The sequence below is a fragment of the Streptomyces sp. NPDC050704 genome (assembly GCF_040654355.1).
GTDB lineage: Bacteria > Actinomycetota > Actinomycetes > Streptomycetales > Streptomycetaceae > Streptomyces.
The window spans coordinates 46,270-69,952 of sequence record NZ_JBFAHW010000054.1 but is presented as its reverse complement, the minus strand read 5'-3'; the positions used below and the strand labels follow the sequence as shown (position 1 = coordinate 69,952).

Sequence of the window (23,683 nt, the reverse complement as noted above, 5' to 3'; positions counted from 1 at the left end):
GGTACTGCAGGGGGGACCCTGTGGGAGAGTAGGACGCCGCCGAACGAATTTTGATAACGGGAGAACCCCGCACCTTACGGTGCGGGGTTTTTCTGTTTTCAAGATGTCAGGCAGGACGTCAGGACGGCTGCACCAATCTCGCGTCGTACGCCAGAATCACCGCCTGGATACGGTCCCGGGAGTTCGTCTTCGCGAGGATTCGGCCCACGTGGGTTTTCACCGTCGATTCGGCGAGGTGCAGGCGTGCGGAGATCTCGAGGTTCGTCCAGCCTTTGCCCATGACCGTCAGGATTTCGCGTTCGCGTTCCGTCAGGGAGGCGAGTCGCGGGTCCAGGGCGGGGGACGTCGACGCCTTCGAGGCCGGTACGGGCAGGTGCTGGGCGTATGCGTCGAGGAGTCGGCGGGTGAGGCTCGGGGCGACCACCGCGTCGCCGGTGGCCACCGAACGGATGCCGGAGAGGAGTTCCTCGGGCTGTGCGTCCTTGATGAGGAAGCCGGAGGCACCTGCGCGCAGGCCGGCGTACGCGTACTCGTCCAGGTCGAAGGTGGTGAGGATGAGGACGCGGGTGCGGTCGCCGGAGGCGACGATGCGGCGGGTCGCCTCGATGCCGTCGAGGCCGGGCATGCGGATGTCCATCAGGACCACGTCGGGGCGGAGTTCGGCGGTCAGGCGGACCGCCTCGCTGCCGTTGCCGGCCTCGCCCAGGACCGTCATGTCGTCCTGGCTCTCCACGAGCATGCGGAAGCCGAAGCGTTGCAGTGCCTGATCGTCGACGATGAGCATGGTGGTCACTGCGGGGTTTCCTCCGGTAGGTGAAGGTGGACGCGCCAGCCGTGTCGCGGCAGCGGGCCGTACTCAAGTGTCCCGTCGTACAAGGCGATTCGCTCGCGCATTCCGGTGAGGCCGCGGCCCCGGGTGCCGGGCGGATTCAAGGGGCCTTCGCCTCCGCGGCCGGTGTCGGTCACCGTTGTCGTCACGGCGCCACCGTCCTCGTACGAGAGCGAGACGTTGGCGGTTGCGCCGGGGCCGCCGTGCTTGAGGGTGTTGGTGAGGGCTTCCTGGATGACGCGGTAGACGGTGAGTTGGCGGCCCGGTGCGAGGGTGGCGCGGCCCTGGACGGTGGTGCGGACGGGGAGGCCCGCGGACCGTACGCCGTCGATGAGTTGGTCGAGGTCGGTGAGGGAGGGCTGGGGGGAGAGCTCGGCGCTGGGGGCGTCGGCGCGCAGTACGTCGAGCAGGCGGCGGAGTTCGCCGAGTGCCTGGCGGCTGGTGGTGCCGATGGCGGTCAGGGCCTGGGTGGCGCGTTCGGGGTTCTTGGCGGCGGCGTACGAACCGCCGTCGGCGAGGCTGGTGATGACCGAGAGGTTGTGGCCGATGATGTCGTGCATCTCGCGGGCGATGCGGGCGCGTTCGGCGGCGGCCGAGAGCTGGGCCTGCTGGTCGCGCTCGATCTCCAGTTGGCGGGCGCGTTCGACGAGCGAGGCGAGGTACTCCTGGCGGGTGCGGTAGGAGATGCCGATGATCGCCACCATGGCGAGTCTCATCGACTGCGGGACGATCGACTGGTCCGCGCCCTGGTCGTCGGGGTAGCGGAGGCCGTCCACGATGATCGGCACCAGGGTCAGGGCGTACGACCACAGCAGCGTGCGCAGGCGGGTGCGCAGTGCGATGTTGAAGGTGACGACGAGCAGGGTCAGACCGGCCTGGAGGCCGGCGCCGGTCCATGTGTTGGCGATCTCCAGCGGCAGCATCAGCAGGAGGATCGCGACGGGGTGGGTGCGGCGCCACAGCAGCGGGATGGTGAAGCCCAGTGACATCGTGGTGAGCAGCCAGGTCGGGGCGTCCGGGTTGTCGGTGATGTTCAGCCAGCCGCCGCCCAGGAAGTCGATGAGGGCGGCGGTCACGAAGAAGCCCGTGATCAGGACGTCCCACACCAGCGGATGGCGTCGGTCGAAGGTGCGTACCCAGTGGGTGAAGCGGTGGATCTGGCGGGTGACCGGCGGCTGCCTCTGCCTGTCCGGTGACCAGCCCCGCCAGGACTGGTCGCGCCAGGCCTGATCCTGTCGTGCCCGGTCCCGTCGGCTCTGGTCGCGGGTCGTGCGCAGCCGGTCCAGTATCTCGGTCACGGGTCCATCCTCGTACGGGAGTCGCGGGCGCGGGAGTTGGTCACACGTCCCGTCGCCTGAGGAGTGCCGCCGCGGCGCCGAGGATCGCGGCCGTCCACAGGGTGAGGGCGAGGAGGGCGGGGCCCGTGGCCGCGTAGTCGGGGGTGTCGCGCAGGGTCATCAGGGCTTCGGCCGCCCTGCCGGGGAAGTACTTGGCGATGCGGTCCATGGCGTCGTACGGGAACATCCTGAGCACCTCCGGGAGGACGATGACGCCGCCGATGTAGGTGGTGATGCCGCCGGGAACCGAGCGGAGTAGGGCACCGAGGCCGAGTCCGATGAGGGCCAGGGAGGTCAGGCCCGCCGTGCTGCCGAGCAGGGTGCCGAGCACGGTCGGGTCGGTCAGGGACAGTTCCTTGTCCGTGCCGTCGAGGAAGAGCTGGCCGGCGGTGAAGGTGACGAGGAGTGTGGTGAAGGTGGCGGCGAAGGTGACCGCGGTGACGACGCCGGCCTTGGACCAGAGGACCGGGAGGCGGCGCGGTACGGCCACCATCGTGGAGCGGACCAGGCCTGTGCCGTACTCGCCCGCCATGAACAGGACGGCGACGACGGCCAGCAGGATCTGCGAGAACTGCGTGCCGAAGAGCAGGAACTGGACGGGGTCGATGCCTGAGACCTCGCCGCGGTCCTCTTCGTACGACGCGCCCATCGCGATGCCGACGCCGACGGTCAGGACGGTCGCGGCGGCGAGCATGATCCAGGTCGAGCGGACCGTCCAGAGCTTGTGCCATTCGGAGTGCAGTACGCGGGCCGGGGTGAGGGCGGTCATACCGACTCCAGGGGCTCGGTCGTGGGTGTGGTCGCGGTGAACTCGATCGAGTCGCGGGTCAGGTCCATGAAGGCCTGTTCCAACGAGGCAGTGTGCGGGATGAGTTCGAAGAGGGGGATGGCGTGGGAGGCGGCGGTGCGGCCGATGTGTTCGGTGTCCGTGCCGCGGACTTCGAGGGTGCCGGGGGTGGAGCTGGTGACGTCGACCCCGGGGGCCGCGAGCAGGGCTGTGAGTGGGCCGGGGTCGGGGGTGACGACTTTGACGGTGCCCGCGCCCGACTCTCGTACGAACGTGTCGACGGTCGTGTCGGCCAGCAGGCGGCCCCTGCCGATGATGATCAGGTGCTCGGCGGTGAGGGCCATCTCGCTCATCAGGTGGGAGGAGACGAAGACCGTACGGCCTTCCGCGGCCAGGGATTTGAGGAGGGTGCGGATCCACAGGACGCCCTCGGGGTCGAGGCCGTTGACCGGTTCGTCGAGGACGACGGTGGCCGGGTCGCCGAGGAGGGCGGCCGCGATGCCCAGGCGTTGGCCCATGCCGAGGGAGAAGCCCTTGACGCGTTGTCCGGCGACGTCCGTCAGGCCGGTGAGGTCGAGTACGTGCTCGACGCGGCCGCGGGGGATTCCGTGGGTGAGGGCAAGCGAGAGCAGGTGGTGGTAGGCGGTGCGGCCCGGGTGGACCGAGCGGGCCTCCAGGAGTGCGCCGACCTCGTGGAGGGGCGCGGGGTGTTCCCGGTAGGCGTGTCCGCCGACCTTCGCGCTGCCCCGGGTGGGGGTGTCCAGGCCGAGGATCATCCGCATGGTGGTGGACTTTCCGGCGCCGTTGGGGCCGAGGAAGCCGGTGACGGTGCCCGGCCGGACGGTGAAGGTGAGGTCGGCGACGGCGGTCTTGGGCGGCTTGCCGCCGTAGCGTTTGGTCAGTCCGTGTGCCGTGATTCCGGGGGTGGTCGTCATGCTTCGATGGTTCGCCGGGCGGTGGGCCTGGGCGTCGGACGGCGGCGGTATATGGGGTGAGGGGTGTAGTACCGCGGTATTACGGTGGCCCTTATGAAGCACGTGATCCGTTCGATACGTCCTGACGAGTGGCCCGAAGTGAAACAGCTCAGGCTGGACGGGCTGCGGGATCCGGTGGCGCATCTTGCCTTCCTGGAGACATACGAGAATGCCGTGGGCCGGCCCGACAGCTTCTGGCAGGAGCGGACTGCGGGGGCTGCGGAAGGCGTTCTCGAACGGCAGCAGGTCGTGGCCGAGGCCCCCGACGGGCGGTGGGTCGGGTCCGTGGTCGTGCTCGTGGAGGAGGCCGGGGAGAAAGGGATCCTCGGTAGCGTGAACGAGGTGCGGCAGGGGCATCTCGTGGGGGTCTATGTACGGCCCGAGGTGCGCGGGCAGGGGCTCACCGAGCGGCTCTTCGCGTATGCCCTGGACTGGGCGTGGGAGGTGGCCGGGGTCGATCGGGTGCGGCTGTTCGTGCATTCGCGGAACGCTCGGGCCGAGGGTTTCTACCGGAAGATCGGGTTCGTGCCCACGGGGGAGACGCTTCCGGTGGAAGGGGATCCCGTGGCTCGGGAGCTGGAGTTCGTGCTCAAGCGGCCCTAGGGAGCCCTGGGGAGCCGGGAGTTACTCCGGCAGCTCGTGGTGGGGCCAGCGGGTGCGGGCCTGTTCGCGGGAGCGGAGGAGGGCCAGGGTGGGCAGGCCGCGGTCCTGGCCCGGGCCGGTGGCGGTGGCCAGCAGGTCCGGGAGTTGGGGGAGCGGGGCCACCGCGGCGACGTCGTCCAGGACGAGCGAGAGTGGTGGGTCGAGGCGACCGGAGGATGACCGTTCGGCCATGCGCCGGCCGCGCTCGACCACGCTTGAGGCGAGGGCCGTCAGGAGGGGCATCGCGCCGGGGTTCGCCTTGGGGTCCTCGATGGGTTCACCGACCACATAAAGCGTGCCCCCTTCGTTGATGAAGGAATCCAAGGTGAGGGTGTCGGTTCGGTTGGGTGTGCAGGCCTCGCGGACGTTGACCGTGAAGAGGGAGGACAGTGCGCGAGCGGTCAACTCCTGGGCGATGTCGCGGCGTTCGGGGTGCGAGGTGAGTGCCGCTTCGAGTTCGCCCGCGGAGCCGGATGCCGCCTTGGCGTTCGTGCGGAGGGTGCGTACGGCGTCCTGGACCTGGCTGCCCTGGGCCCAGCGGTGGACGTGGCGGATGGTGCGGCCGTCCACGGCGGCGGCGTGCAGGTAGCTGCGCAGGAGCGTTTCCGCCGTGTCGGCGACCGCCTGGTCGATCTTCGCGGTGGGGCGGACGGGGGCGAGGAGGGCCTTCGCGCGGGCCCTGGCGGTGTCATTGTCCTCGCAGCCGGACGAGGGGGACCAGTGGAGGCGGGCCGGGGTGTCGCAGAGGTGGGAGGGGTCGTAGAGGAGCACCGGGCCGAGTTTCGCGCGGGCGTCCTTGGTGTCGGACCAGAGGGCGGGGTTCGAGGTGATGACCAGGACGGGGCCGTCCGCGTCGCGAACCGCCTGGACGGCTACGGGGTGGCGGGTTTCGGCGGGGCCGAGCACGACGGGGGAGCGTGGGGTGGGCAAGGTGGGCAACGGGGGTGGGACGGGGGCTACTTCATGCGCGGGATGTACCGGATGTGCGGGATGTGCGGGCTCGGGTTGGCTGCGTACGGGGTCGGGAACCGGCAGGGGTTCCTGCTGGAGCGGGAGCGGTGCGGACTGTTGGGCTGGCGCGGGTTGCTGCACGGACTCGGGCCGCTGGACCGGCGGGGGCTGTTGGACGACCGGCGGGGGCTGTTGGGCCGGGACTTCGTGGGTCGTGGGCGCGGGTGCGGGCTCGGGGTACGTCTTGCGTCGGGCCCTGCCCGCCCGCCACCTCGCCACCGTGCCCAGCACGAACACCGTGAGCACCACCAGGACCATCAGTTGCCCGATGAGCAGGCCCCAGAAGAGCCCGTATCCCGACAACTGGTCCGCGGGCGTGTCCGGCCAGGCGCCTGCCACGTCGTGCGGTTGCTCGATGAGTTGGCGCATCGCCAGGGGCGTACGGCGGAAGGTGACGCCGGACGGCCAGGAGCCGTGGGCGAAGAGGCCGGCGAGGCCCGTCGCCGACCAGACCAGGAAGGTCATGCCGAGGACGAAGGCCAGGACTCCGATCAACAGCCCGTCGGGGATGCCCCGTTCGCCCTCGCGGCGGCGGTCGCGCTCGTCCGGTCTCATCTCACGCCGCTCCCCTACACCTATGCCACTTACGCCTACGCCACTGTGGACTCGGACGATCCGTCGAGATCGCTCAGGTGCTGCTCCATGAACGTCGCCGCGCGTTCCTCCGCCTCCAGTTCGGCGGCCCGCAGTGCGTCGTCGGCCAGGTGGTCGGCCTGTTCGGCCGACGTCTCGGTCATGGCGCGGTCGGTGAAGACGAGCGGCCGTTCGGTCTCGGTGATGAGGTGTTTGACCACCTGGACGTTGCCGTTGACGTCCCACACCGCGATGCCCGGGGAGAGGGTCGGGATGATCTCGACGGCCCATCGGGGCAGGCCGAGGACCCGCCCCGTGGACCGTGCCTCGTCGGCCTTCTGGGCGTAGATCGTACGGGTGGAGGCCATCTTGAGGATCGCCGCCGCCTCTTTCGCGGCCGCCCCGTCGACCACGTCGCTCAGGTGGTGCACCACCGCCACGAAGGACAGGCCGAGACGTCGCCCGAACTTCAGCAGCCGCTGGAAGAGCTGGGCCACGAAGGGGCTGTTGATGATGTGCCACGCCTCCTCGACCAGGAAGATCCGCTTCTTCCGGTCGGGGCGGATCCAGGTGTGTTCCAGCCATACGCCGACGATCGCCATCAGGATCGGCATGGCGATGGAGTTGCGGTCGATGTGGGACAGGTCGAAGACGATGAGGGGCGCGTCGAGGTCGATGCCGACGGTCGTCGGGCCGTCGAACATGCCCCTCAGGTCACCGTCCACCAGTCGGTCCAGGACCAGGGCGACGTCCAGGCCCCACGCCCGTACGTCGTCCAGGGCGACGTTCATGGCCTCCGCCGACTCCGGCTCGGGGTGGCGCAGTTGCTCCACGATGTCGGTCAGGACGGGCTGCCGTTCGACGATGGTCTCGTTGACGAAGGCGTGCGCGACCTTCAGGGCGAAGCCCGAGCGCTCGTCGAGGCCGTGCCCCATCGCGACCTCGATGATGGTCCGGAGCAGTGCGAGCTGGCCGGTCGTGGTGATCGCCGGGTCGAGCGGGTTGAGCCGGATGCCCATGTCCAGGGCGGCTGTCGGGTCGAGCCGGATGGGGGTTATGCCCAGCTCCTGGGCGATGAGGTTCCACTCACCGGCCCCGTCCTCGCCCTGTGCGTCGAGCACGACGACCTGCCGGTCGCGGAACCTCAACTGCCGTAGTACGTACGTCTTCTCCAGCGCGGACTTGCCGTTGCCGGACTCTCCGAGCACCAGCCAGTGCGGTGCCGGGAGCTGTTGTCCGTACAGCTGGAAGGGGTCGTAGATGTAGCCCTTCCCGGAGTAGACCTCGCGGCCGATGATGACGCCGGAGTCGCCGAGGCCGGGGGCGGCGGTCGGCAGGTAGACGGCCTGGGCCTGGCCGGTGGAGGTGCGCACCGGTGGGCGGGTCGTCTCGACCTTGCCGAAGAGGAAGGAGGTGAAGGCTTCCGTGGCGACGGACAGCGGATCCCGCATGAAGTCCTACCTCCGGATGCCGGTCGCGAACGGGAGCGTGTTGACGAAGGCCCGGTGGTGCTCGCGGTCGCACCACTCCAGCTTCAGATACGACTTGCCGGCCGAGGCGCGGATGGTCCGTTTGTCGCGGGCCAGCGCCTCGGGGTTGCGGGACGAGACGGTGATGTAGCCGACGAGGTTGACGCCGGCCGCGCCGCTCGCGAGGTCCTCGCCGCGCTGGTCCATGCGGTTGTGGGAGGCGACATCGCGCGGGTCGACGGTCCGGTTCATCTTGGCCTGGCGGCTGGCCTCCGCCTCGTCGTTCGTCTTCTCGGTCAGCATCCGCTCGATGGCGATCTCGGTGGGTTCGAGGTCCATCGTGACGGCGACGGTCCGGATGACGTCCGGGGTGTGGACCAGGAGGGGGGCGAGGAAGTTGACGCCGACCGGCGTCATCGGCCACTCCTTCACCCAGGCCGTGGCGTGGCACCAGGGCGCGCGGGTGGAGGACTCGCGGGTCTTGGCCTGGAGGTACGTGGCCTCCATGGCGTCCAGCTCGGCCGGCCAGGCGTTCCGCTTCGTCATCGCCTGGATGTGGTCGATGGGGTGGTCCGGGTCGTACATGGAATGCACGAGGGAGGAGAGGCGCCCCTGTCCGAGCGGCTGGCGTACCCGTATGTCGGCTTCCTGCAACCGCGAGCAGATGTCGGTGAGTTCGCGCGCCATGACGACGGCCAGGCCCGCGTCCTTGTCGAGCTTCTTGCCGCCGTGCGGGCGGGCGGCTCGCGCCATCGCGTGGCCCTCGGCGGCGAGTTCGCGGGAGTAGTGCATGCAGGCGACGAGGTAGGCGCGGTGCTGCTCGCTGCTGGTCGACACCATGGACTGGAGCTGCTCGTACGACTGCTGCAGCCAGGCGGGGGCCCGCTCGTCGCCTCGTACGGTGACGTCCTTGGCGTGGGCGTCCGGGTCGGCGGGGAGGGTGCGGGCGAGCATCTGCAGGCGGGTGACGAAGCCGTCGCCGTTCGCGACGTGCTTCAGCAGTGTGCCGAACCGGTCGACGAGGGCCTCCTGGTCCTCGCTGTCCCGCAGGCCGACGCCCGGGCCCTCGATCTCGATCGCCGCAGTGACGGTTTTCCGGTCGGCGTGCAGGAGGACGGCGAGCTCGTCCGGTCCGAAGGGGGCCGCGAGCCAGGTGATGCGGCCGATTCCGGGGGGCGGGCCGATCTCGACCTCGCGGCCGTCGACGCGCGTGCCGGCTTCCATGACGGTGCTGCGGTAGGCGGTGCCCTGCCGCAGGCTGCGCTTGTAACTGCGGTTGATCTCGAACCACTTGTAGAACGTCCGCCGCTTGTACGGCACGTACACCGCGGCCAGCGCGAGCAGCGGGAAGCCCATCAGCAGGACGATGCGCAGGGAGAGCACGGGGACGAGCAGGCCGGCCATCATGCCGAGGAACGCGCCCGTGATGATGAGCGCGATCTCGCCGGACTCGCGGTTCCGGCCGACGATCGCGTTCGGCCGGGCGCGGCCGATCAGATATGTACGGCGGGGCGTGACCGGATGGGACACGTGGACCGCATGGGAATCAGTCGTCAACGCCCTTCACCTCCCGTGCGGTTGTTGCTGCTGTTGCGGTTGTTGGCGGCGTGGGGGGTGTTCGCCGGGCTGGTACGCGGCGGGGGTGCGGCGGAGGGGACGGATCCGCCGCCGTTGGAAGAGCCGCGTGTGCTGTGGGCGGCGACGCCGCCGGAAGCGGGGTTGGAGGGGCGGGCTCCACCACCGCTGTTGCTTCCGCCACCGCCTCCGCCGCCGTTGTTGTCGGCCCGGGCGCTGTGGGTCTTGATGCCCTGGGCGACGAGGGTGGCGGGGGAGCTGATGACGGCCGCGGCCTTGCCTTCGGCGCCCTGCATGATGCGGTTGTTGCGGGAGTTGGCGATCTCGTCGCCGAAGCCCGGTACGAAGCGGTAGATCATGGCGCTGGCGAAGATGGCGAGCAGGATGATGGCGAGGCCGGAGACCACGGCGGAGAACGCGTCGGGCCCGTCCTCGGCGGACAGCGCGCCCGCGAGGCCGAGCACGATCACGATCACCGGTTTCACGAGGATGACGGCGATCATGATGCCGGCCCAGCGGCGGACGTGGCCCCAGAGGTTCTTGTCGACGAGTCCCGCGTACACGACGGTGCCGAGCAGTGCGCCCACGTAGAGGAGGGCGGCGCGGATCACGAGCTCCAGCCACAGGACGCCCGCGGCCAGAATCGACACGAGCGACACCACGATCAGCATGATCGGGCCGCCGCCGATGTCCGTGCCCTTGTTCAGGGCGCCGGAGAAGTTGCCGAAGAAGGTGTCCGTCTGGTTGCCGGTCGTTTTGGCGAGGACGTCCGCGACGCCGTCCGTCGCCGAGACGACGGTGTAGAGGATCAGCGGGGTGAAGGCGGACGCCAGCACCGTCAGCCAGAGGAAGCCGATCGCCTCGGAGATGGCCGTGGTGAGGGGGACGCCCCGCACGGCCCGCTTGGCCACCGCGAGCAGCCAGAGCACGAGGGTGAGGATGGTCGACGCGGCGAAGACGACCGCGTACTGCTGGAGGAACTTGGGGTTCGTGAAGTCGACGGTCGCCGTGTTCTTGACCGCTTCGCTGAGCTTGTCGATGGTCCAGGAGGCGGCGTCGGCGCAGCCTTTGGCGAGGGAGGCCAAGGGGTCGAGGGCGTCGGTGCCGGGGACGGTGGGGGTGTCGCCGGGGCTGTTGTCGCCGCTCTCGCAGATCCTCTTGGCCTCGCCCGAGAGAAGGCCGCAGTTGTCGTCGGCCGGCGTGGGCGTGGGTGTGGGGGCCGCGGCGGCCCGGGTGGCCAGCAGGACGACGGCGGTCTGTACGGCTGTGAGGGATCCCGCGACCTTGAGCACGCGGTGTCGGCTACCGGGCATACGTGAACCCTCCGTACTCCTCGACGGCCTTCGAGATCTCTTCGGACGTCGAGACCTTGTTGTCGCCGTTGACCGGCGCGGGGCCTTCCTTCTGGGTGAAGGTGTCGACCTTCCAGTCACCGTCGGCCCAGCGCATCCGGAGGGTCATGGTGAACCAGTCGCTGGTGACCGGGTCGGTCGAGTTCTCCGCCGCCATCCCGAACACGCCCGCACACCAGACCTGGGCGGTGGCCGTGCTGTCCGAGTAACTCGTGACCTTGGTGCCGACCGGCATCGTGCGTGAGACGTATGTGCTGCCTGTCGGCGCGTTGCCGTTCTCGTCCAGGCCGACCTTGTCGAGGAAGGCCTTGTCATACGTCTTGTTGAGTCTGTCCTCCAGCGCGGCCACCCTGTCGGCGACGAACACCTGCTGGACGATCTCGCTGCGCCTGGCGGGCTTGAGGATGTCGGACGAGACCAGTACCACCGAGTAGTTGGCCGCCGCCGACTCCGCCCCCTGCTCGTCGTGCGCGAACCCGGAAGGAATCCCCCCGGTCTTCGACTCGACCGGCTGCTGCCCGGAAGCAGCCGTAGGCGCCGCCTTCGGCTGGTCGCCGCTTCCCGAGTCGCCGGACCCGGAATCATCGCCACCACGGTTCGCAAAGGCGATGGCCGCAATCAGGAGCACCACGACACCCACCACTGTGACCAGGCTGCGGGAGGATGAACGGCCGCCCCGTCGAGCGCCCCCGTAGACGTCACCGCCGCCGTCGGGGAGCCGGGTGCGGGTCTGGCCAGTGCCCCCGTACCCGCCGTCGTCGCCGCGCGCTCCGTGCTCGTCACCGACACTCATGCCGCGTACGCCCCCTCAACCTCATGCTGAACCGCGTACTGGTGTGCGTAGTAGTACGACGGTAGCCGTGCAGGCTCCCGCGCGGGCGCGGTGTGGTGACTCGACATCAGGGAAACGCAACCTCAGCCGGTGGGCACGACGGGACGGGTGGGGTAGAGGGGACCGGGCGCGCCCGGCCGGGTCTGAGGGCGCCGAGCCGCCGGCCGCCTACACGGCCATGCCGTACACGATCGTGAAGACCGTGCCGAGGGAGCCGATGATGAAGACTCCGGTGAGGCCCGCGATGATGAGGCCCTTGCCCTGTTCGGCACTGAAGGTGTCGCGGAGGGCCGTCGCGCCGATACGTTGCTTCGCGGCGCCCCAGATCGCGATTCCCAGGCAGAGCAGGATGGCGACCGCCATCACGACTTCGATCATCACCCGTGCTTCGGTGCCCAGGCTGCCGAAGGGGCCCCAGTCCGGGGCGATCCCGCCGATGATTGTGTTGATGTCGCCCTTTTCGGCTGCGAAAAGCATGTAAGTCACCGCCCCTTATGGGTAGTTCTGCATCCCCTGCCACTCTGCGCAGAGGTCAGGGCCATTCTCGCTGACAAAGACGCCGCCGGATGTCGACTTGGCGTCATTGGTTGGCGGGTTTCGTACGAATCTCTTGTCGCCGGCCCCCGCGGGGCCCTTTCGGGGGCGGGGGACGATACACAGGGAGGCGTATGGTCACTCTGTGTATCACGGCAGGTCACGCCGGGCAATGAAGGTGAACCGGAACCTGTCGTGTGGTTCCGTCGTTAGCCCCTTCTACGCGACTTCCGCGCGACGGCGACCGACTCCGCCCCGCTCATCGAGCCCGACTCCGTCCCGTGTACGCCGGTCTGTCGTGCCGATGCCCTCCGGGTCGCATGTCTCCTGGTGAGTAGACACCGCCCGTTTTGCCCTCGCCGAAGGCTATCTCGGGGTGGGGCGGGGGGAGGTGTCGGGGTGTCAGGTCGGGGTGGGGTGGGGGGTGATTTGCGGGGTTGATGGCAGAGGGCCGCGGTAGTCAGCCGCGGCCCTCTGGTCCTTCAGTTCGTTCGGGTGGGTTCCGTCAGCCCGTGAAGGCCGTCAGTCCTTGTGGTGTGCCCCAGCCGGTCGGGCCGTCGTAGCCCGATGTGGCGGTGCAGAGGTAGCTGGAGGTGGCGGCGCAGGTGCCGTTGGTGCCGCTGGTTACGTCGTTGAGGGAGGCGGTGCCGGCCGATGAGTACGGGAACTTCGCCGGGTAGGAGGTGGTGGAAGGGGTGCCGGCGAGGGCGTACACACCCGCGATGATCGGTGCCGAGGCGCTCGTACCGCCGAAGGTGTACCAGCCGGCGGTGACGCCGTAGGAGTCGTAGACCGAGACGCCCGTGGCCGGGTCGGCGACCGCGGAGACGTCGGCGATCGCGCGCTTGGCGCAGCCCGTGTCGGTCTGCCAGGACGGCTTCGTGTCGTACGCGGAGCAGCCGGAGCCCGTGCCCTCGGTGCTGCTGGTCGACCAGACCTTCTCGGTCCAGCCGCGGCTGGAGGAGTCGGAGGACAGGGCCGTGCCGCCTACCGCGGTCACGTACTGGGAGGCCGCCGGGTACTCGGCGCCGTAGCCGCTGTCGCCCGCGCTGACCGTGATCGCGACGCCCGGGTGCTTGAAGTACGAGGTGTCGTAGGAGGCGTCGGAGGACGACTCGCTGCCGCCGTAGCTGTTGGAGACGGCCTTCGCGCCGAGCGTGACCGCCTGGTTCACCGCCGTGCCGAGGTCGGTCATGGACGACGACTTGGCCTCCACCAGCAGGATGTTGCAGTTCGGGCAGGTCGCGCTTGCCATGTCGAGGTCGAGGGAGATCTCCTCCGCCCAGCCGCTGTCGGCAGCGGGGAGGGAGGTCGTCGAGCCGGTCTGGCCGACCTTCTTGAAGCAGCCGTTGGCCGTGGTGCAGGCGGAGAGGCCGTAGTTCGAGCGGTACTTGGCGAGGTCCGCCTCGGCGTTCGGGTCGTCGTACGCGTCGACGATCGCGATCGTCCTGCCGGAACCCGCGGAAGCGGCGGCGGACGTCAGGCCGTACGCGTCCTGGAGGTCGCTCGGGCCGTAGCCGGAGGGGGTGCTCGCGTCGGCGGCCTTGGGGGTCACGCTGTCCGCCGTGGTCTTTGCCTCGGTCTTCTGGAACGCGGTCGTGCCGCCGGTGACGCGCAGCGCCTTGCAGGCCATCCGGCCCTTTGCGGGCGTGGCGCAGGCGCGGGTCCAAGTCACCTTGGAGCTCGCGGATTTGGCAGGGGTGAGGGTGGGGGTGGGGGCGGTGGTCTGGTTCTGTGCCGCGTTCGCCTGGCCGGTGATGCCGCCGAGTCCGGCGAGGACGAGTGCCGCGGTGGCGACGGCGGCGGAGCCGAGGCGGGTCCAGCGGGCGCGCGGGGAACGTCTGTTGGGGGAGTGCGGAGCGTGGGGGGTTGTGGTGCGCAACGGACAGCCTCCTGGGCGTGGTTGAGCAGGAGCGGTGCGGGTGCGGTGTCGCCGGTACGGTGTCCCCGGCGTCGGGCCGAGCGGCCCGCGGATGACCATTCCTTGTTGGGTACGTGACAACAAGGCGCGTTCTGGAATCCTGACTTCCGCCATACCGAACCCGGCGTCCGCCTTACTGATCAATGGCCGCGCGATGGTCGGCGGGTGGCTCCCGCTTGACCCGGTTCACAGGAATGACGAGCGATTGTTGTATTGGCTCGCGCTTATATAAGCAATCAGTGATATTTTGATTGCGTGCACGCATTCGACGTACTCGGTGATCCCGTACGCCGCAGGATTCTTGAGCTGCTCGCCGACGGTGAGATGAGCTCGGGGGCGGTGAGCGAGGTCATCAGGGAAGAGTTCGGGATATCGCAGCCCGGCGTCTCGCAGCATCTGAAGGTGCTGCGGGAGAACGGCTTCGCCACCGTGCGGCCGGACGGGACGCGGCGGCTGTACGCCGTGAACGCCGACCCGCTGCGCGACATCGACGCGTGGCTGGCGCGGTTCCGGCGGTTCTGGACGCCGCACCTGGACGCCCTGGCCACCGAACTGGCGCGCGGCAAGCGGGAGCGGCGGCTTGGTGAGTCCCCTGGCGGTGACCCGCGTGAACCGCGCGACTTGTCGGAGAAGAGGAGCACCCCATGATTGACGTCACTCATCAGATCAACGCCGTACGGCGGCAGGTCGGCGCCCGTGTCTTCAAGGCGGGCGAGTCGCACGTGGTGACCATCAGCCAGACGTACGACTCGGCCGTCGAGGACGTGTGGGACGCCTGTACCAATGCCGAGCGCATTCCTCGGTGGTTTCTGCCGGTCTCCGGTGACCTCCGGCTCGGCGGCAAGTACCAGTTGGAGGGCAACGCCAACGGCACCGTCGAGCGTTGCGACCCGCCCAGGAGCTTCGCCGCGACCTGGGAGTACGACGGGGGTGTGAGCTGGATCGAGCTGCGGCTGACGCCGGGGGCGGAAGGCGGTACGCGGTTCGAGTTGGACCACATCTCCCATGTCGATGACGACACGAAGTGGGCGGAGTTCGGGCCTGGGGCCGTCGGAGTCGGCTGGGACCTGGCCGTCATGGGTCTCGCCCTGCACCTGGCGTCGAGTGCGCCCGTGGATACGCAGGAGGTCATGGCCTGGATGGGGTCGGAGGAGGGGCGCCGGTTCGTGACCTTGAGCAGTGAGGGCTGGTACGAGGCGAACGTCGCCGCGGGCGAGGCGGAGCCGACGGCGAGGGTGGCCGCGGACCGGACGACCGCGGCGTACACCGTGGCGGAGCCCGCGTAAATGGGGTGCCCGATAAGGGGGCCCGGTTGGGCTTGAGGGTGCGCGGCGGAAGCGTGCGAACCCGCCCGCGCTCGCCTACCGTCCAGTAATATCGCGCGGCAGCCCCTTGAGGAGGAACCGGTGCCCCCGTCGGAACGCTCACCCCTGTTGCTCGCCGGCCTGTTGGCCACCGCCGGTGTCGCCCACTTCGCGGCACCACGTCAGTTCGATGCGACCATCCCACGTGCGCTGCCGGGTGAGCCCCGGACCTGGACGTACGCGAGCGGTGCCGTGGAACTGGCGTTGGCGGCCGGGGTGGCGCTGCCCCGTACGCGCCGGGTCGCTGCGCTGGCCACCGCGGCGTTCTTCGTCGGGGTGTTCCCCGCCAATGTCCAGATGGCCGTGGACTGGCGTCGCCGGCCCGCGCCGCTCAGGGTCGCGGCTCTGGCCCGGCTTCCGTTGCAGGTGCCGCTCGTGCTGTGGGCGCGTAGCGTCGGGCGGGGCTAGGACTTCTCTTCTTCCACTCCTTCTACTCCCTCGACGAAGTGGTCGAACTCGCCTGCCTGTACGCCGAGTACGAAGGCGTCCCACTTCTTCTGGGTGGTGGTGACGACGTTCTCGGGGTCGCTGGTCTCGCGGATGTAGACGAGGTCGTTGTCGCCGAAGGCGAGCTCGATCCAGGGGCCGGGCCCGGTCGCCTCCGGCGGGGCGGCGCGGGTCCAGTTGAGGTCCGGGGGGATGTCAGACATGGGTTGGGTTCTCTTTTAGTACGTGGATGAGGGCGGCGAAGGTGTGCGGGGTTGTCCCGAGTATGGAGTGGGTTGGGTCGCTGCTTTCGGTGAGATGGAGGGTCCCGGTGGCGTTGGCGGCGATGTGGATGCAGGAATTGCCTTCGGGGCAGTAGGACGACTTCTGCCAGATGGGCGCGGGCATCTTGGGCTCCCTCACAGGTCCTTGACGATGGTGTGGATGAAGATCTGCGACTCCTTGGGGGTGAGGGCCGCGGATTCCATACGGTCCAGCAGTACGCGGTACTTGCGCAGTTGGGCCTCGGCGTCGAGGAACACCGGGCCGTGGGACTGGTCGAGGTTTACGGTGTCCAGCTGTGGCACGGGGCCTTCGGCGTAGTAGATCGACTGCCCGGAGCCGGGAAGGGCGCCTGTGTCGAACGGGATGACCTGGACGGTGATGTGCTCTCGTTCGTTCATCTCCAGCAGGTACTTGAGCTGATCGCGGGTTACGCGAGAGCCGCCGAACTTCATACGCAGAGCAGCCTCGTGGACGATGATCTGGTGCGGAGTCGGAGGGTCTCGGAAGAGGATGGCCTGCCGTTTGAGCCGAAATGAGACTCGATGCTCGATGTCGGGTTGCGGGAGCTCCGGTACGGCCTGGCGGAAGATCTCGCGGGCGTACTCCGTGGTCTGGAAGAGGCCCGGGATGTGCACGGTCACGGCGGTGCGCAGCCGCGCGGCGTGGTGTTCGAGCTCGGCGAGGTCGAGCAGGCCGGCGGGCAGGATTTCGCGGTACTCCTCCCACCAGCCGCGTTTGCGCTCGCCGGTCATCCCCGCGATGGCTTCGACCAGGGCCTTGTCCGAGCAGTCGTAGTGACAGGCCAGGGTGCGCACCCGCTCCGCACTGACTCCGAGCCGTCCGGTCTCCATGTTGCTGACCTGCGCCTGCTTCATGCCGAGCAGCTGGGCGGCGCCCGTGGAGGTCAGGCCCGCCTGCTCGCGCAGCTTGCGCAGTTCGGCGCCGAACCGGAGTTGACGCCCCGTCGGGTTGTTCCTCACGGCCATTCCCGCCGTTCCTCCATGCTTGTCACCCACACAGGTGATTACCTTTAGTATCCGTCGGTTTTGGGTGAAGAATATATCTAGTGAGGTTACCTTGAACCTCAAGCGCCCCGCTCAGAAGTACCCCGCTCGACGGAGCGGCCGAGGTCACTGAGCAACCGTCCAACTCCCCTCCGTGATCGGAGACTTCCGATGGCAACCGTATCCCCGTCCTGGGCCTACACCCTTACGCTCCCGCACGATCCACGCGCCCCGGGCATCGCCCGCGCAACCCTTCGAACCGTCCTCGCCGCGCACGACCTCGCCCAACTCGGCCCCACCGCCGAGCTGCTGGCCTCCGAGCTGCTCACCAACGCCCACCTCCACACCAAAGGCCCGTACGCCCTGCGGCTGCGCGCCGCCGACTCCGGGCGGCTGCGCATCGGGGTGTGGGACTCCGACCCCACCGTCCCGCCTGGCTTCGACGACGTACCCACGCGAGCCGCGGCGGACGCCGAGCACGGCCGTGGTCTGCAGCTCGTGCGGGCCTGTGCGGAGACGTGGGGCGCGTACGCACTGGACGCCACCCGGGGCGGAAAGCTGCTGTGGGCCGAGTGCGGGGAGCCGGATCTCTGAGCCGGCTCACACTGGATTCTCAGGCTGGGTGGAGGATTTCTCTCACCTCGTAGGGCAAGGCTCTTTCCGATGAACCGCCCCGCCCGTCTCCTGCTCCTCGTTGCCGTCGGTCTGCTGGCCGCCGGCTCCGTTCCTGCGGCGGTCGCGCACACTCACGGACCCCTCGGCGTCACCGCCACGGCTCCCGTGACCTCCCGGAACGCCCGGGTCGGCGTACTCATCCGGGGCGGGGCGCACTACTGCACCGCCTCCGTCGTGCACAGCGCAGGGCGGGATCTCATCGTCACCGCCGCTCACTGTCTCGGAGGGGACGGGAGCGACGGGAGCATCGTCTTCGCGCCCGGTTATCGGGAAGGGCGGGCCCCGTACGGGGAGTGGGCTGTGACCAGGACGTACGTCTCCGGTGGGTGGAAGGGGCGGCAGGACGAGGACAGTGACGTGGCGTTCGCCCGGGTCGGCAAGGGAGGCAAGGACGGCAAGGAGGTTGAGGATGTCGTCGGGGCGAACAGTCTTGGTGCGGGCCGGCAAGGGGCCGGCCGGGTCGTCACCGTCGTCGGGTATCCCCACGCCCGCGAGACGCCCGTGGGCTGTACGAACAGGCCCACCGCCTACGGCGGCAGCCAGCAGCGCATCGCGTGTCCGGGTTTCAGTGGCGGTACGAGTGGGAGTCCTTGGCTGGATTCCGACGGTCGGGTGGTCGGGGTGCTGGGTGGGCATCTGGAGGGCGGGGACACCGATGACGTCTCGTACAGCGTCGTGCTCGGAGGGGAGGCCGCCGCGCTGTATCGGACCGCCGGCCGGTGATCATTCCGTGGTGGGGTGTCCGCCTCTACACTGACGGTCGGCGGACTACCGTGCGGCGAGGGGCGGTTGACGGTGCGTAAGGCCTGGATCGTGGGGACCGTCACCGCGGGGGCGGGGCTCAGCTTCGTCATGCTGCTGGTGGTCGGGGTCTACATGACCGCCGGGAACCTCGCCAACGGAGTGGGGCAGGGGGCCCGTGGCCTGGCCAAAGGTGCCGTGCCGGCGGCCTATCAGCCGCTCGTGCAGAAGTGGGGCAATCTGTGCAGCGCCATCAATCCGGCACTGCTCGCCGCGCAGCTGTACCAGGAGAGCGGGTTCAATCCCCAAGCCCAGAGTCCGGCCGCCGCGCAGGGGATAGCGCAATTCATCCCGGGGACCTGGGCCACGCACGGAGTTGACGGCGACGGGGACGGCGACCGCGACGTCTGGGACCCGAATGACGCGATTCCATCGGCCGCGAAGTACGACTGCACACTTGCGAAGTACGTGAAGGACGCGCCCGGCGACCCGACGAAGAACATGCTCGCCGCGTACAACGCGGGGGCGTACGCCGTCATCAAGTACGGGGGCGTGCCGCCGTACAAGGAAACCCAGAACTACGTGAAGACGATCACCACGCTGGAGGACAGCTTCGCCGCGCCGGTCGGCCGTGTGGAGCCCTCGCAGCAGGCCGCCGGGGCCATCAACTACGCGCAGAAGAAGCTCGGCACGCCCTACCTCTGGGGCGGCAACGGTACCGCTGACCAGGGCGGACGCTTCGACTGCTCGGGGCTGACCAAGGCCGCGTACGAGAGTGTGGGGATCACGCTGCCGCGGGTGGCCAACGACCAGTACAACGCCGGGCCGCACCCCAAGCGGGACGAGTTGCTGCCCGGGGATCTGGTGTTCTTCTCGGACGACCTCACCAACTCCCGGGCCATCCGGCACGTGGGCATCTACGTGGGCGGCGGATACATGATCGACGCGCCTCGGCCGGGGGCCGTGATCCGGTTCGACCCGATCGATACGCCCGACTACTTCGGCGCGACCCGGGTGACCGAAGATGGCGCGAAAGCGTTGCCCACCTCTGTGTGAAACCCTCCCCTGAGCTGCGGCGATGTATCTCTCTTCGATAACGTCTGAGTGATCATTCGGTGGAGAGTGGAACGTATTGAAGGGGGCCGTGCGTTCCTGTTCTCGTAGCCGACGACGGGGGTTGATGGCGCGACGCACCGGTGGTGCGTCGGGAAGATGACGACGAAGGGCCGTAGGCACCATGGCTGGACTCGCCGAATCCGGGTCGAACCCCGACGTCGATTTGCTCTACGACATCAATGGCATCGCCAAGGACGCGCCGCACTGGTTCGACCGGGGCATGGAATTCGTGGGCGAGTGGGGGCTCCTGCTCGCCATGGTCCTGCTGATCCTGTGGTGCTGGCTCTCCGTGCGGCGGCGGGGCGGGGACGAAGCCGCCTCGTCCGTGGCCGCGCTGGTCTGGGCGCCGCTCGCCGCCGGAATCGCCGTCCTGGTCAATGTGCCCATACGGGGGTTCGTGGAGCGGCCCCGGCCCTTTGTCGACCATGAAGGGCTCGAAGTCCTCATCGGCGGCAAGACCGATTACTCGTTCGTGAGCGATCACGCGACTCTCACCATGGCGATGGGGGTCGGACTTTTTGTCGCGAATCGGAAGTTCGGGCTTGCCGGGATAGCGATCGGGCTTCTTGAAGGATTCGCCCGGGTTTATATGGGCGTGCACTATCCGACCGACGTCATCGGTGGATTCGCCCTCGGGACCGCGGTCGTTCTGCTGCTTTCGCCGCTTGCCATGGCTTTGCTGACGCCGGTTGCGCAGGCGGTGGAGCGGTCTTCTCGGGTTGGGTGGTTGATCCGAGCGCGCGGCTCCGCCGGGGGGCAGGGTGAAGTGGTTGCCGGGACAGCTCGGGCGCCGGAGTCGGAAGAGCGGGATCTGGCGGCGTAGTTGGTTCGTGTGAGCCGGGGGAGTGTGGACCGTGGTGATCTGCGGGTTCGTTGGGGCTGGTCGCGCAGTTCCCCGCGCCCCTGACGGGCGCGCCAGGCTTACGTTGCTATAGAGCTTGCGGGAACTTGAAGAAGGCCGCCGGGTCGTACTGGTGCTTCAGGGTTTTCAGGCGTGGGGCCGCTGGGCCGTAGTACGCCTTGCGCCAGTTCTTGAGGGTCGGGTCTGTGTAGTTCTGGTAGGCCGCGCCCGACGCGTGAGGCTTCATCGCTGTGTGGGCCCGGGTCAGCCAGGACTGGGCCGTGGTGCCGGGGGTGCCCGGGCGCCAGGCGCCGATGTACTGGGCCAGCATGCGGGAGCGGCGGTGGACGAAGGCCGTGGCCGTGGGGTCGACCCGGTTGATCGCGCCGCCCAGGGCCGTCAGCGCGATGCTGCCCGTGCCGCCCCGGACGCCGGCGATCTGGGACAGCAGGGTCTGGATGCCCGCCGCCGATATCGAACGGTCGAAGAAGTCCGAGCGGGCCGCGTACGTCTCGCGGCCCAGGGCGCCCTCGGGGGAGCGGCCCGGTGTCGGTCCTGGCAGGTGGCACTGGGCGTCGGTGGCGAAGGACGAGCAGCCCGCGTACACCTCCATCGCCTCCTCGTAGGAGTGGCGCTTGAGGGAGACGCTGCGGGCCGAGGCGCCGATACGGGTGGCCAGGCGGTCGACGGCGTTCTGGAGCTCGCCGTACGTGCCCAGGGAGAACGCGGAGACGGAGACCGTGGGCGTGCCGCCGGCCGCGTTCGCGAGATGGCACGACGACCAGATCTCGTCGGGCTGGTCGGGGCCCCACTCCTGCCAGGCCCTGACCACGGCGGCGGCCCTGGACCACGGCCAGGACATGAACGCCGAGACGGCCTGCGGCGCCGGATGCGTCCTGAAGCGGAGCTCGGTGACGACGCCGAAGTTGCCGTTGCCCGCGCCGCGCAGGGCCCAGAAGAGGTCCTTGTTCTCGGTCGCGCTCGCGGTGAGCTGCTTTCCGGCGGCCGTGATCAGGGTGGCCCGGGTGAGGCTGTCGCAGGTCAGGCCGTACGCCCGGGACACCACCCCGTGGCCGCCGCCCAGCGTCAGGCCCGAGACGCCGACCGTCGGGCAGGAACCCGCCGGAATCGTCACGCCCTTCGCGGCCAGCGCGCGGTAGACGTCGATCAGCTTGGCGCCCGCGCCGACCATCGCCTCGCCGCCGGAGGCCCGGACCCGGGAGAGCCTGGACACGTCGACGATCAGGCGGCCGTCGCCGGAGGACCAGCCGGCGTACGAGTGGCCGCCGTTGCGGATGGCGACGGGGACCTGGTGGGCGCGGGCGTACGAGATCGCCGTACGGATGTCGTCGGCGTGGGCGACGTACGCGACGGCGCTCGGCCTCAGTGAGTCGAAGCGGGTGTTGTAGAGCTGGCGGGCGGCCGCCCAGCTGCCGTCGCCCGGGCGGACCAGTGGGCCGTCCAGGTCCTTGGCCAGCGCCTTCAGGTCGGCCGCGGCGGAGGCGCTGGTCGTCGTGAGCGGAGGGCCGGATGTACGGGACCTGGTGGCTCCCTCGGAGGACCCCGGCTCGGACCCGCCACCGGTGCACGCGGCTGTGATCGCGGTCGCCGTGATCGCGGCGCCACCGCCGATGAACGTACGCCGTCGCATGCGCGCCTCCCGTTGGTCCCGTGGAACGAGACGGGGTTCAGGGGTGGCGGGTTCCACGGGCCGGGCCCCGGGAACGCGACAGGGCCTCGCAGGACGGTGATTCCCGGCATGCGTGCGCCCGACGCAGAGCGGGGGTGGTGGCCGGGGGGCTGTGGCGGAGGATGCCGGGGACGGCTCCGGGGGCGTACCGCCGTGTTTTCGGCCATCCTCGGAAGGGTCCGGGCGGGGTCGGGCAGGGCTGAGGAACGGGCCGAGCAGGGGCGGAGGGAGGCGAGGAGCTTCCGAAAGACGGGGTTCCGTTAGTCGGGACCCGCACGTGTTCTCCCCGTGAGCATTCCGTTACCTCACCGCACTGACGGCAGGGGTTCACCCTCCGTTCACTCACGGCAGTCGGCGGCTTCACCTGTTCTGCCTAATTTCGGCCTTACCCGGTGCGTGGTGCGTACGAAAGTCCGCTCGCGTGCCACTCGATGACAAGTAGTACGACGGCAGCCTCGTGCGGACGGAGGCTGCACCACGACCTCGCACGCCGCCGAGACGAGGCGGCTCCTGGAAGGAACTCCCGAAAGTGAAGCTTCAGCGCAAGAACCGGCTTCGCGCCCTTTCCCTCGGTGCTGTCGCCGTCTCCGGCGCCCTGGCGCTGACGGCGTGCGGCTCGGACGACACCGGTGGCGACGGCGGCGACGGCGCGAGCCAGACGGCCGGCGCCAGCTCGATCAAGTGTGACGACGCCAAGGGACAGCTGCTCGCCGACGGCTCGTCCGCGCAGAAGAACGCGATGGACGCCTGGGTCAAGCAGTTCACGGCCGCCTGCAAGGGCGTGCAGATCAACTACAAGGGCGGCGGCTCGGGCGCCGGCATCACGGCGTTCACGCAGGGCCAGGTGGCCTTCGCCGGTTCCGACTCCGCGCTGAAGCCCGAAGAGGTCACCGCCTCCAAGAAGATCTGCGCCAGTGGCCAGGGCATCGACCTTCCGATGGTCGGCGGGCCGATCGCGGTCGGCTTCAACGTTCCGGGTGTCGACAAGCTCGTGCTGGACGCCCCGACCCTCGCCAAGATCTTCGACAGCAAGATCAGCAGCTGGGACGACAAGGCGATCGCGGACCTGAACCCGGAAGCGAAGCTGCCCAAGCTCAAGATCCAGGCGTTCCACCGCTCGGACGAGTCCGGCACCACGGACAACTTCACCAAGTACCTCAAGGCCGCGGCCCCCGGCGACTGGAAGTACGAGGGCGGCAAGGCCTGGGAGGCCAAGGGCGGCCAGGCCGCTCCGCAGTCCTCCGGTGTCGCCGCGCAGGTGAAGCAGACCTCCGGTGCCATCGGTTACTTCGAGCTGTCGTACGCCAAGGACGGCATCAAGCCGATCACCCTGGACACGGGCGCCAGCGCCCCGGTCGAGGCCACCGTCGAGAACGCCACCAAGGCCATCGCGGACGCCAAGGTCGTCGGCACGGGCAAGGACCTCGCGCTCGAACTGAACTACACGACCAAGGCCGAGGGTGCCTACCCGATGATCCTCGTCACCTACGAGGTCGTCTGTGACAAGGGCAACAAGGCGGACACCCTGCCCGCCACCAAGGCGTTCCTCACCTACATGGCGAGCGAGGACGGCCAGAACCTGCTGGCCGACATCGACTACGCGCCGATGCCCGCCGAGATCATCACCAAGGTTCGCGAGACCGTCGCCGGCCTGAGCTGACCTGAGTGCGCGGTCCGGTCCCCACCGCGGGGCCGGACCTCGCAC

The 23,683-nt window shown here is 69.2% G+C and carries 24 protein-coding genes; 9 read left to right on the top strand and 15 right to left on the bottom strand.

Features of this window, described 5'->3' with window-relative positions:
• Nucleotides 1-118 precede the first annotated feature (118 nt).
• From AB0I18_RS29030 to AB0I18_RS29015, 4 genes are all read right to left on the bottom strand, one after another.
• On the bottom strand, nt 119-793 hold the full coding sequence (locus tag AB0I18_RS29030; protein ID WP_363108547.1) for a response regulator transcription factor: 675 nt from the start codon (nt 791-793) through the stop codon (nt 119-121).
• A complete protein-coding gene (locus AB0I18_RS29025; protein WP_363108554.1) occupies nt 790-1,986 on the bottom strand; it encodes a histidine kinase in 1,197 nt (398 codons plus the stop codon). The genes AB0I18_RS29030 and AB0I18_RS29025 overlap by 4 nt, the downstream gene beginning before the upstream one ends.
• Nucleotides 1,987-2,167: 181 nt before the next feature.
• Nucleotides 2,168-2,935, bottom strand: coding sequence for an ABC transporter permease (locus tag AB0I18_RS29020; RefSeq protein ID WP_363108546.1), 768 nt, complete (start codon nt 2,933-2,935; stop codon nt 2,168-2,170).
• Nucleotides 2,932-3,888: an ATP-binding cassette domain-containing protein gene (locus AB0I18_RS29015; protein WP_363108545.1), complete on the bottom strand. Its 957-nt coding sequence runs from the start codon at nt 3,886-3,888 to the stop codon at nt 2,932-2,934. Before AB0I18_RS29015 ends, AB0I18_RS29020 begins: the two co-directional genes overlap by 4 nt.
• Before the next feature lie 93 nt (nt 3,889-3,981).
• Between AB0I18_RS29015 and AB0I18_RS29010 the strand changes: the two genes are divergently transcribed.
• Nucleotides 3,982-4,530: a GNAT family N-acetyltransferase gene (locus AB0I18_RS29010; protein WP_363108544.1), complete on the top strand. Its 549-nt coding sequence runs from the start codon at nt 3,982-3,984 to the stop codon at nt 4,528-4,530.
• 21 nt (nt 4,531-4,551) lie between these two features.
• Here the strand turns inward: AB0I18_RS29010 and AB0I18_RS29005 are convergent, their stop codons facing one another.
• From AB0I18_RS29005 to AB0I18_RS28975, 7 genes are all read right to left on the bottom strand, one after another.
• A complete protein-coding gene (locus tag AB0I18_RS29005) occupies nt 4,552-6,135 on the bottom strand; it encodes a type VI secretion protein (RefSeq protein WP_363108543.1) in 1,584 nt (527 codons plus the stop codon).
• A 35-nt stretch (nt 6,136-6,170) separates the two neighbouring features.
• On the bottom strand, nt 6,171-7,604 hold the full coding sequence (locus AB0I18_RS29000; protein ID WP_363108542.1) for an ATP-binding protein: 1,434 nt from the start codon (nt 7,602-7,604) through the stop codon (nt 6,171-6,173).
• Nucleotides 7,605-7,610: 6 nt separating this feature from the next.
• Nucleotides 7,611-9,152 (bottom strand): SCO6880 family protein, encoded by a 1,542-nt coding sequence (locus tag AB0I18_RS28995; protein ID WP_363108553.1) that lies wholly within the window; start codon nt 9,150-9,152, stop codon nt 7,611-7,613.
• Nucleotides 9,153-9,175: 23 nt separating this feature from the next.
• Complete coding sequence (locus AB0I18_RS28990) at nt 9,176-10,510, bottom strand: hypothetical protein (protein WP_363108541.1); 1,335 nt, start codon at nt 10,508-10,510, stop codon at nt 9,176-9,178.
• Nucleotides 10,500-11,342: a hypothetical protein gene (locus tag AB0I18_RS28985; protein ID WP_363108540.1), complete on the bottom strand. Its 843-nt coding sequence runs from the start codon at nt 11,340-11,342 to the stop codon at nt 10,500-10,502. The genes AB0I18_RS28990 and AB0I18_RS28985 overlap by 11 nt, the downstream gene beginning before the upstream one ends.
• Before the next feature lie 207 nt (nt 11,343-11,549).
• Nucleotides 11,550-11,858 carry a hypothetical protein gene (locus tag AB0I18_RS28980; protein ID WP_363108539.1) on the bottom strand — a complete coding sequence of 103 codons (309 nt, stop codon included), beginning with the start codon at nt 11,856-11,858 and terminating at the stop codon, nt 11,550-11,552.
• A gap of 562 nt (nt 11,859-12,420) precedes the next feature.
• Complete coding sequence (locus AB0I18_RS28975) at nt 12,421-13,797, bottom strand: S53 family peptidase (RefSeq protein ID WP_363108538.1); 1,377 nt, start codon at nt 13,795-13,797, stop codon at nt 12,421-12,423.
• Between the two features lie 294 nt (nt 13,798-14,091).
• Here AB0I18_RS28975 and AB0I18_RS28970 point away from each other — a divergent pair, with 294 nt between their 5' ends.
• The 3 genes from AB0I18_RS28970 to AB0I18_RS28960 all read left to right on the top strand — a co-directional run bounded on the left by AB0I18_RS28970 (nt 14,092) and on the right by AB0I18_RS28960 (nt 15,608).
• On the top strand, nt 14,092-14,484 hold the full coding sequence (locus AB0I18_RS28970; RefSeq protein ID WP_363108537.1) for a metalloregulator ArsR/SmtB family transcription factor: 393 nt from the start codon (nt 14,092-14,094) through the stop codon (nt 14,482-14,484).
• The gene (locus AB0I18_RS28965) at nt 14,481-15,122 is read left to right on the top strand and encodes an SRPBCC family protein (RefSeq protein ID WP_363108536.1); all 642 of its coding nucleotides are present in this window, start codon (nt 14,481-14,483) and stop codon (nt 15,120-15,122) included. The genes AB0I18_RS28970 and AB0I18_RS28965 overlap by 4 nt, the downstream gene beginning before the upstream one ends.
• A gap of 120 nt (nt 15,123-15,242) precedes the next feature.
• A complete protein-coding gene (locus AB0I18_RS28960; protein ID WP_363108535.1) occupies nt 15,243-15,608 on the top strand; it encodes a MauE/DoxX family redox-associated membrane protein in 366 nt (121 codons plus the stop codon).
• Here AB0I18_RS28960 and AB0I18_RS28955 read toward each other — a convergent pair.
• The 3 genes from AB0I18_RS28955 to AB0I18_RS28945 are packed head-to-tail and all read right to left on the bottom strand — an operon-like array spanning nt 15,605 to nt 16,897.
• Nucleotides 15,605-15,850: a DUF397 domain-containing protein gene (locus tag AB0I18_RS28955; protein WP_363108534.1), complete on the bottom strand. Its 246-nt coding sequence runs from the start codon at nt 15,848-15,850 to the stop codon at nt 15,605-15,607. The two genes, AB0I18_RS28960 and AB0I18_RS28955, sit on opposite strands and share 4 nt — an antisense overlap.
• A complete protein-coding gene (locus tag AB0I18_RS28950) occupies nt 15,843-16,034 on the bottom strand; it encodes a DUF397 domain-containing protein (protein WP_363108533.1) in 192 nt (63 codons plus the stop codon). The genes AB0I18_RS28955 and AB0I18_RS28950 overlap by 8 nt, the downstream gene beginning before the upstream one ends.
• Before the next feature lie 11 nt (nt 16,035-16,045).
• The gene (locus tag AB0I18_RS28945; protein WP_363108532.1) at nt 16,046-16,897 is read right to left on the bottom strand and encodes a helix-turn-helix transcriptional regulator; all 852 of its coding nucleotides are present in this window, start codon (nt 16,895-16,897) and stop codon (nt 16,046-16,048) included.
• A 189-nt stretch (nt 16,898-17,086) separates the two neighbouring features.
• On the opposite strand from AB0I18_RS28945, the gene AB0I18_RS28940 reads away from it, so the two are divergent.
• The 4 genes from AB0I18_RS28940 (at nt 17,087) to AB0I18_RS28925 (ending at nt 20,270) form a co-directional block, all read left to right on the top strand.
• A complete protein-coding gene (locus tag AB0I18_RS28940; RefSeq protein WP_363108531.1) occupies nt 17,087-17,509 on the top strand; it encodes an ATP-binding protein in 423 nt (140 codons plus the stop codon).
• A 69-nt stretch (nt 17,510-17,578) separates the two neighbouring features.
• Nucleotides 17,579-18,313 carry a serine protease gene (locus tag AB0I18_RS28935; RefSeq protein WP_363108530.1) on the top strand — a complete coding sequence of 245 codons (735 nt, stop codon included), beginning with the start codon at nt 17,579-17,581 and terminating at the stop codon, nt 18,311-18,313.
• 66 nt (nt 18,314-18,379) lie between these two features.
• Nucleotides 18,380-19,387, top strand: coding sequence for a bifunctional lytic transglycosylase/C40 family peptidase (locus AB0I18_RS28930; RefSeq protein WP_363108552.1), 1,008 nt, complete (start codon nt 18,380-18,382; stop codon nt 19,385-19,387).
• Nucleotides 19,388-19,568: 181 nt separating this feature from the next.
• Nucleotides 19,569-20,270 carry a phosphatase PAP2 family protein gene (locus AB0I18_RS28925; protein WP_363108529.1) on the top strand — a complete coding sequence of 234 codons (702 nt, stop codon included), beginning with the start codon at nt 19,569-19,571 and terminating at the stop codon, nt 20,268-20,270.
• A gap of 106 nt (nt 20,271-20,376) precedes the next feature.
• Here AB0I18_RS28925 and AB0I18_RS28920 read toward each other — a convergent pair whose 3' ends face one another.
• Nucleotides 20,377-21,939: an FAD-binding oxidoreductase gene (locus AB0I18_RS28920; protein ID WP_363108528.1), complete on the bottom strand. Its 1,563-nt coding sequence runs from the start codon at nt 21,937-21,939 to the stop codon at nt 20,377-20,379.
• Between the two features lie 568 nt (nt 21,940-22,507).
• Between AB0I18_RS28920 and pstS the strand changes: the two genes are divergently transcribed.
• Nucleotides 22,508-23,638 carry a phosphate ABC transporter substrate-binding protein PstS gene (gene pstS, locus AB0I18_RS28915; RefSeq protein WP_363108527.1) on the top strand — a complete coding sequence of 377 codons (1,131 nt, stop codon included), beginning with the start codon at nt 22,508-22,510 and terminating at the stop codon, nt 23,636-23,638.
• The last annotated feature ends 45 nt before the right edge of the window (nt 23,639-23,683 follow it).

Coding starts and splice junctions, on each gene's coding strand:
- AB0I18_RS28945 (WP_363108532.1), bottom strand. CDS start 16,897: ATGGCCGTGAGGAACAACCCGACGGGGCGTCAACTCCGGTTCGGCGCC.
- AB0I18_RS28940 (WP_363108531.1), top strand. CDS start 17,087: ATGGCAACCGTATCCCCGTCCTGGGCCTACACCCTTACGCTCCCGCAC.
- AB0I18_RS28980 (WP_363108539.1), bottom strand. CDS start 11,858: ATGCTTTTCGCAGCCGAAAAGGGCGACATCAACACAATCATCGGCGGG.
- AB0I18_RS29005 (WP_363108543.1), bottom strand. CDS start 6,135: ATGAGACCGGACGAGCGCGACCGCCGCCGCGAGGGCGAACGGGGCATC.
- AB0I18_RS28985 (WP_363108540.1), bottom strand. CDS start 11,342: ATGAGTGTCGGTGACGAGCACGGAGCGCGCGGCGACGACGGCGGGTAC.
- AB0I18_RS29015 (WP_363108545.1), bottom strand. CDS start 3,888: ATGACGACCACCCCCGGAATCACGGCACACGGACTGACCAAACGCTAC.
- AB0I18_RS28920 (WP_363108528.1), bottom strand. CDS start 21,939: ATGCGACGGCGTACGTTCATCGGCGGTGGCGCCGCGATCACGGCGACC.
- AB0I18_RS29000 (WP_363108542.1), bottom strand. CDS start 7,604: ATGCGGGATCCGCTGTCCGTCGCCACGGAAGCCTTCACCTCCTTCCTC.
- AB0I18_RS28990 (WP_363108541.1), bottom strand. CDS start 10,510: ATGCCCGGTAGCCGACACCGCGTGCTCAAGGTCGCGGGATCCCTCACA.
- AB0I18_RS28935 (WP_363108530.1), top strand. CDS start 17,579: ATGAACCGCCCCGCCCGTCTCCTGCTCCTCGTTGCCGTCGGTCTGCTG.
- AB0I18_RS28950 (WP_363108533.1), bottom strand. CDS start 16,034: ATGCCCGCGCCCATCTGGCAGAAGTCGTCCTACTGCCCCGAAGGCAAT.
- AB0I18_RS29010 (WP_363108544.1), top strand. CDS start 3,982: ATGAAGCACGTGATCCGTTCGATACGTCCTGACGAGTGGCCCGAAGTG.
- AB0I18_RS29020 (WP_363108546.1), bottom strand. CDS start 2,935: ATGACCGCCCTCACCCCGGCCCGCGTACTGCACTCCGAATGGCACAAG.
- AB0I18_RS28955 (WP_363108534.1), bottom strand. CDS start 15,850: ATGTCTGACATCCCCCCGGACCTCAACTGGACCCGCGCCGCCCCGCCG.
- AB0I18_RS28925 (WP_363108529.1), top strand. CDS start 19,569: ATGGCTGGACTCGCCGAATCCGGGTCGAACCCCGACGTCGATTTGCTC.
- AB0I18_RS28965 (WP_363108536.1), top strand. CDS start 14,481: ATGATTGACGTCACTCATCAGATCAACGCCGTACGGCGGCAGGTCGGC.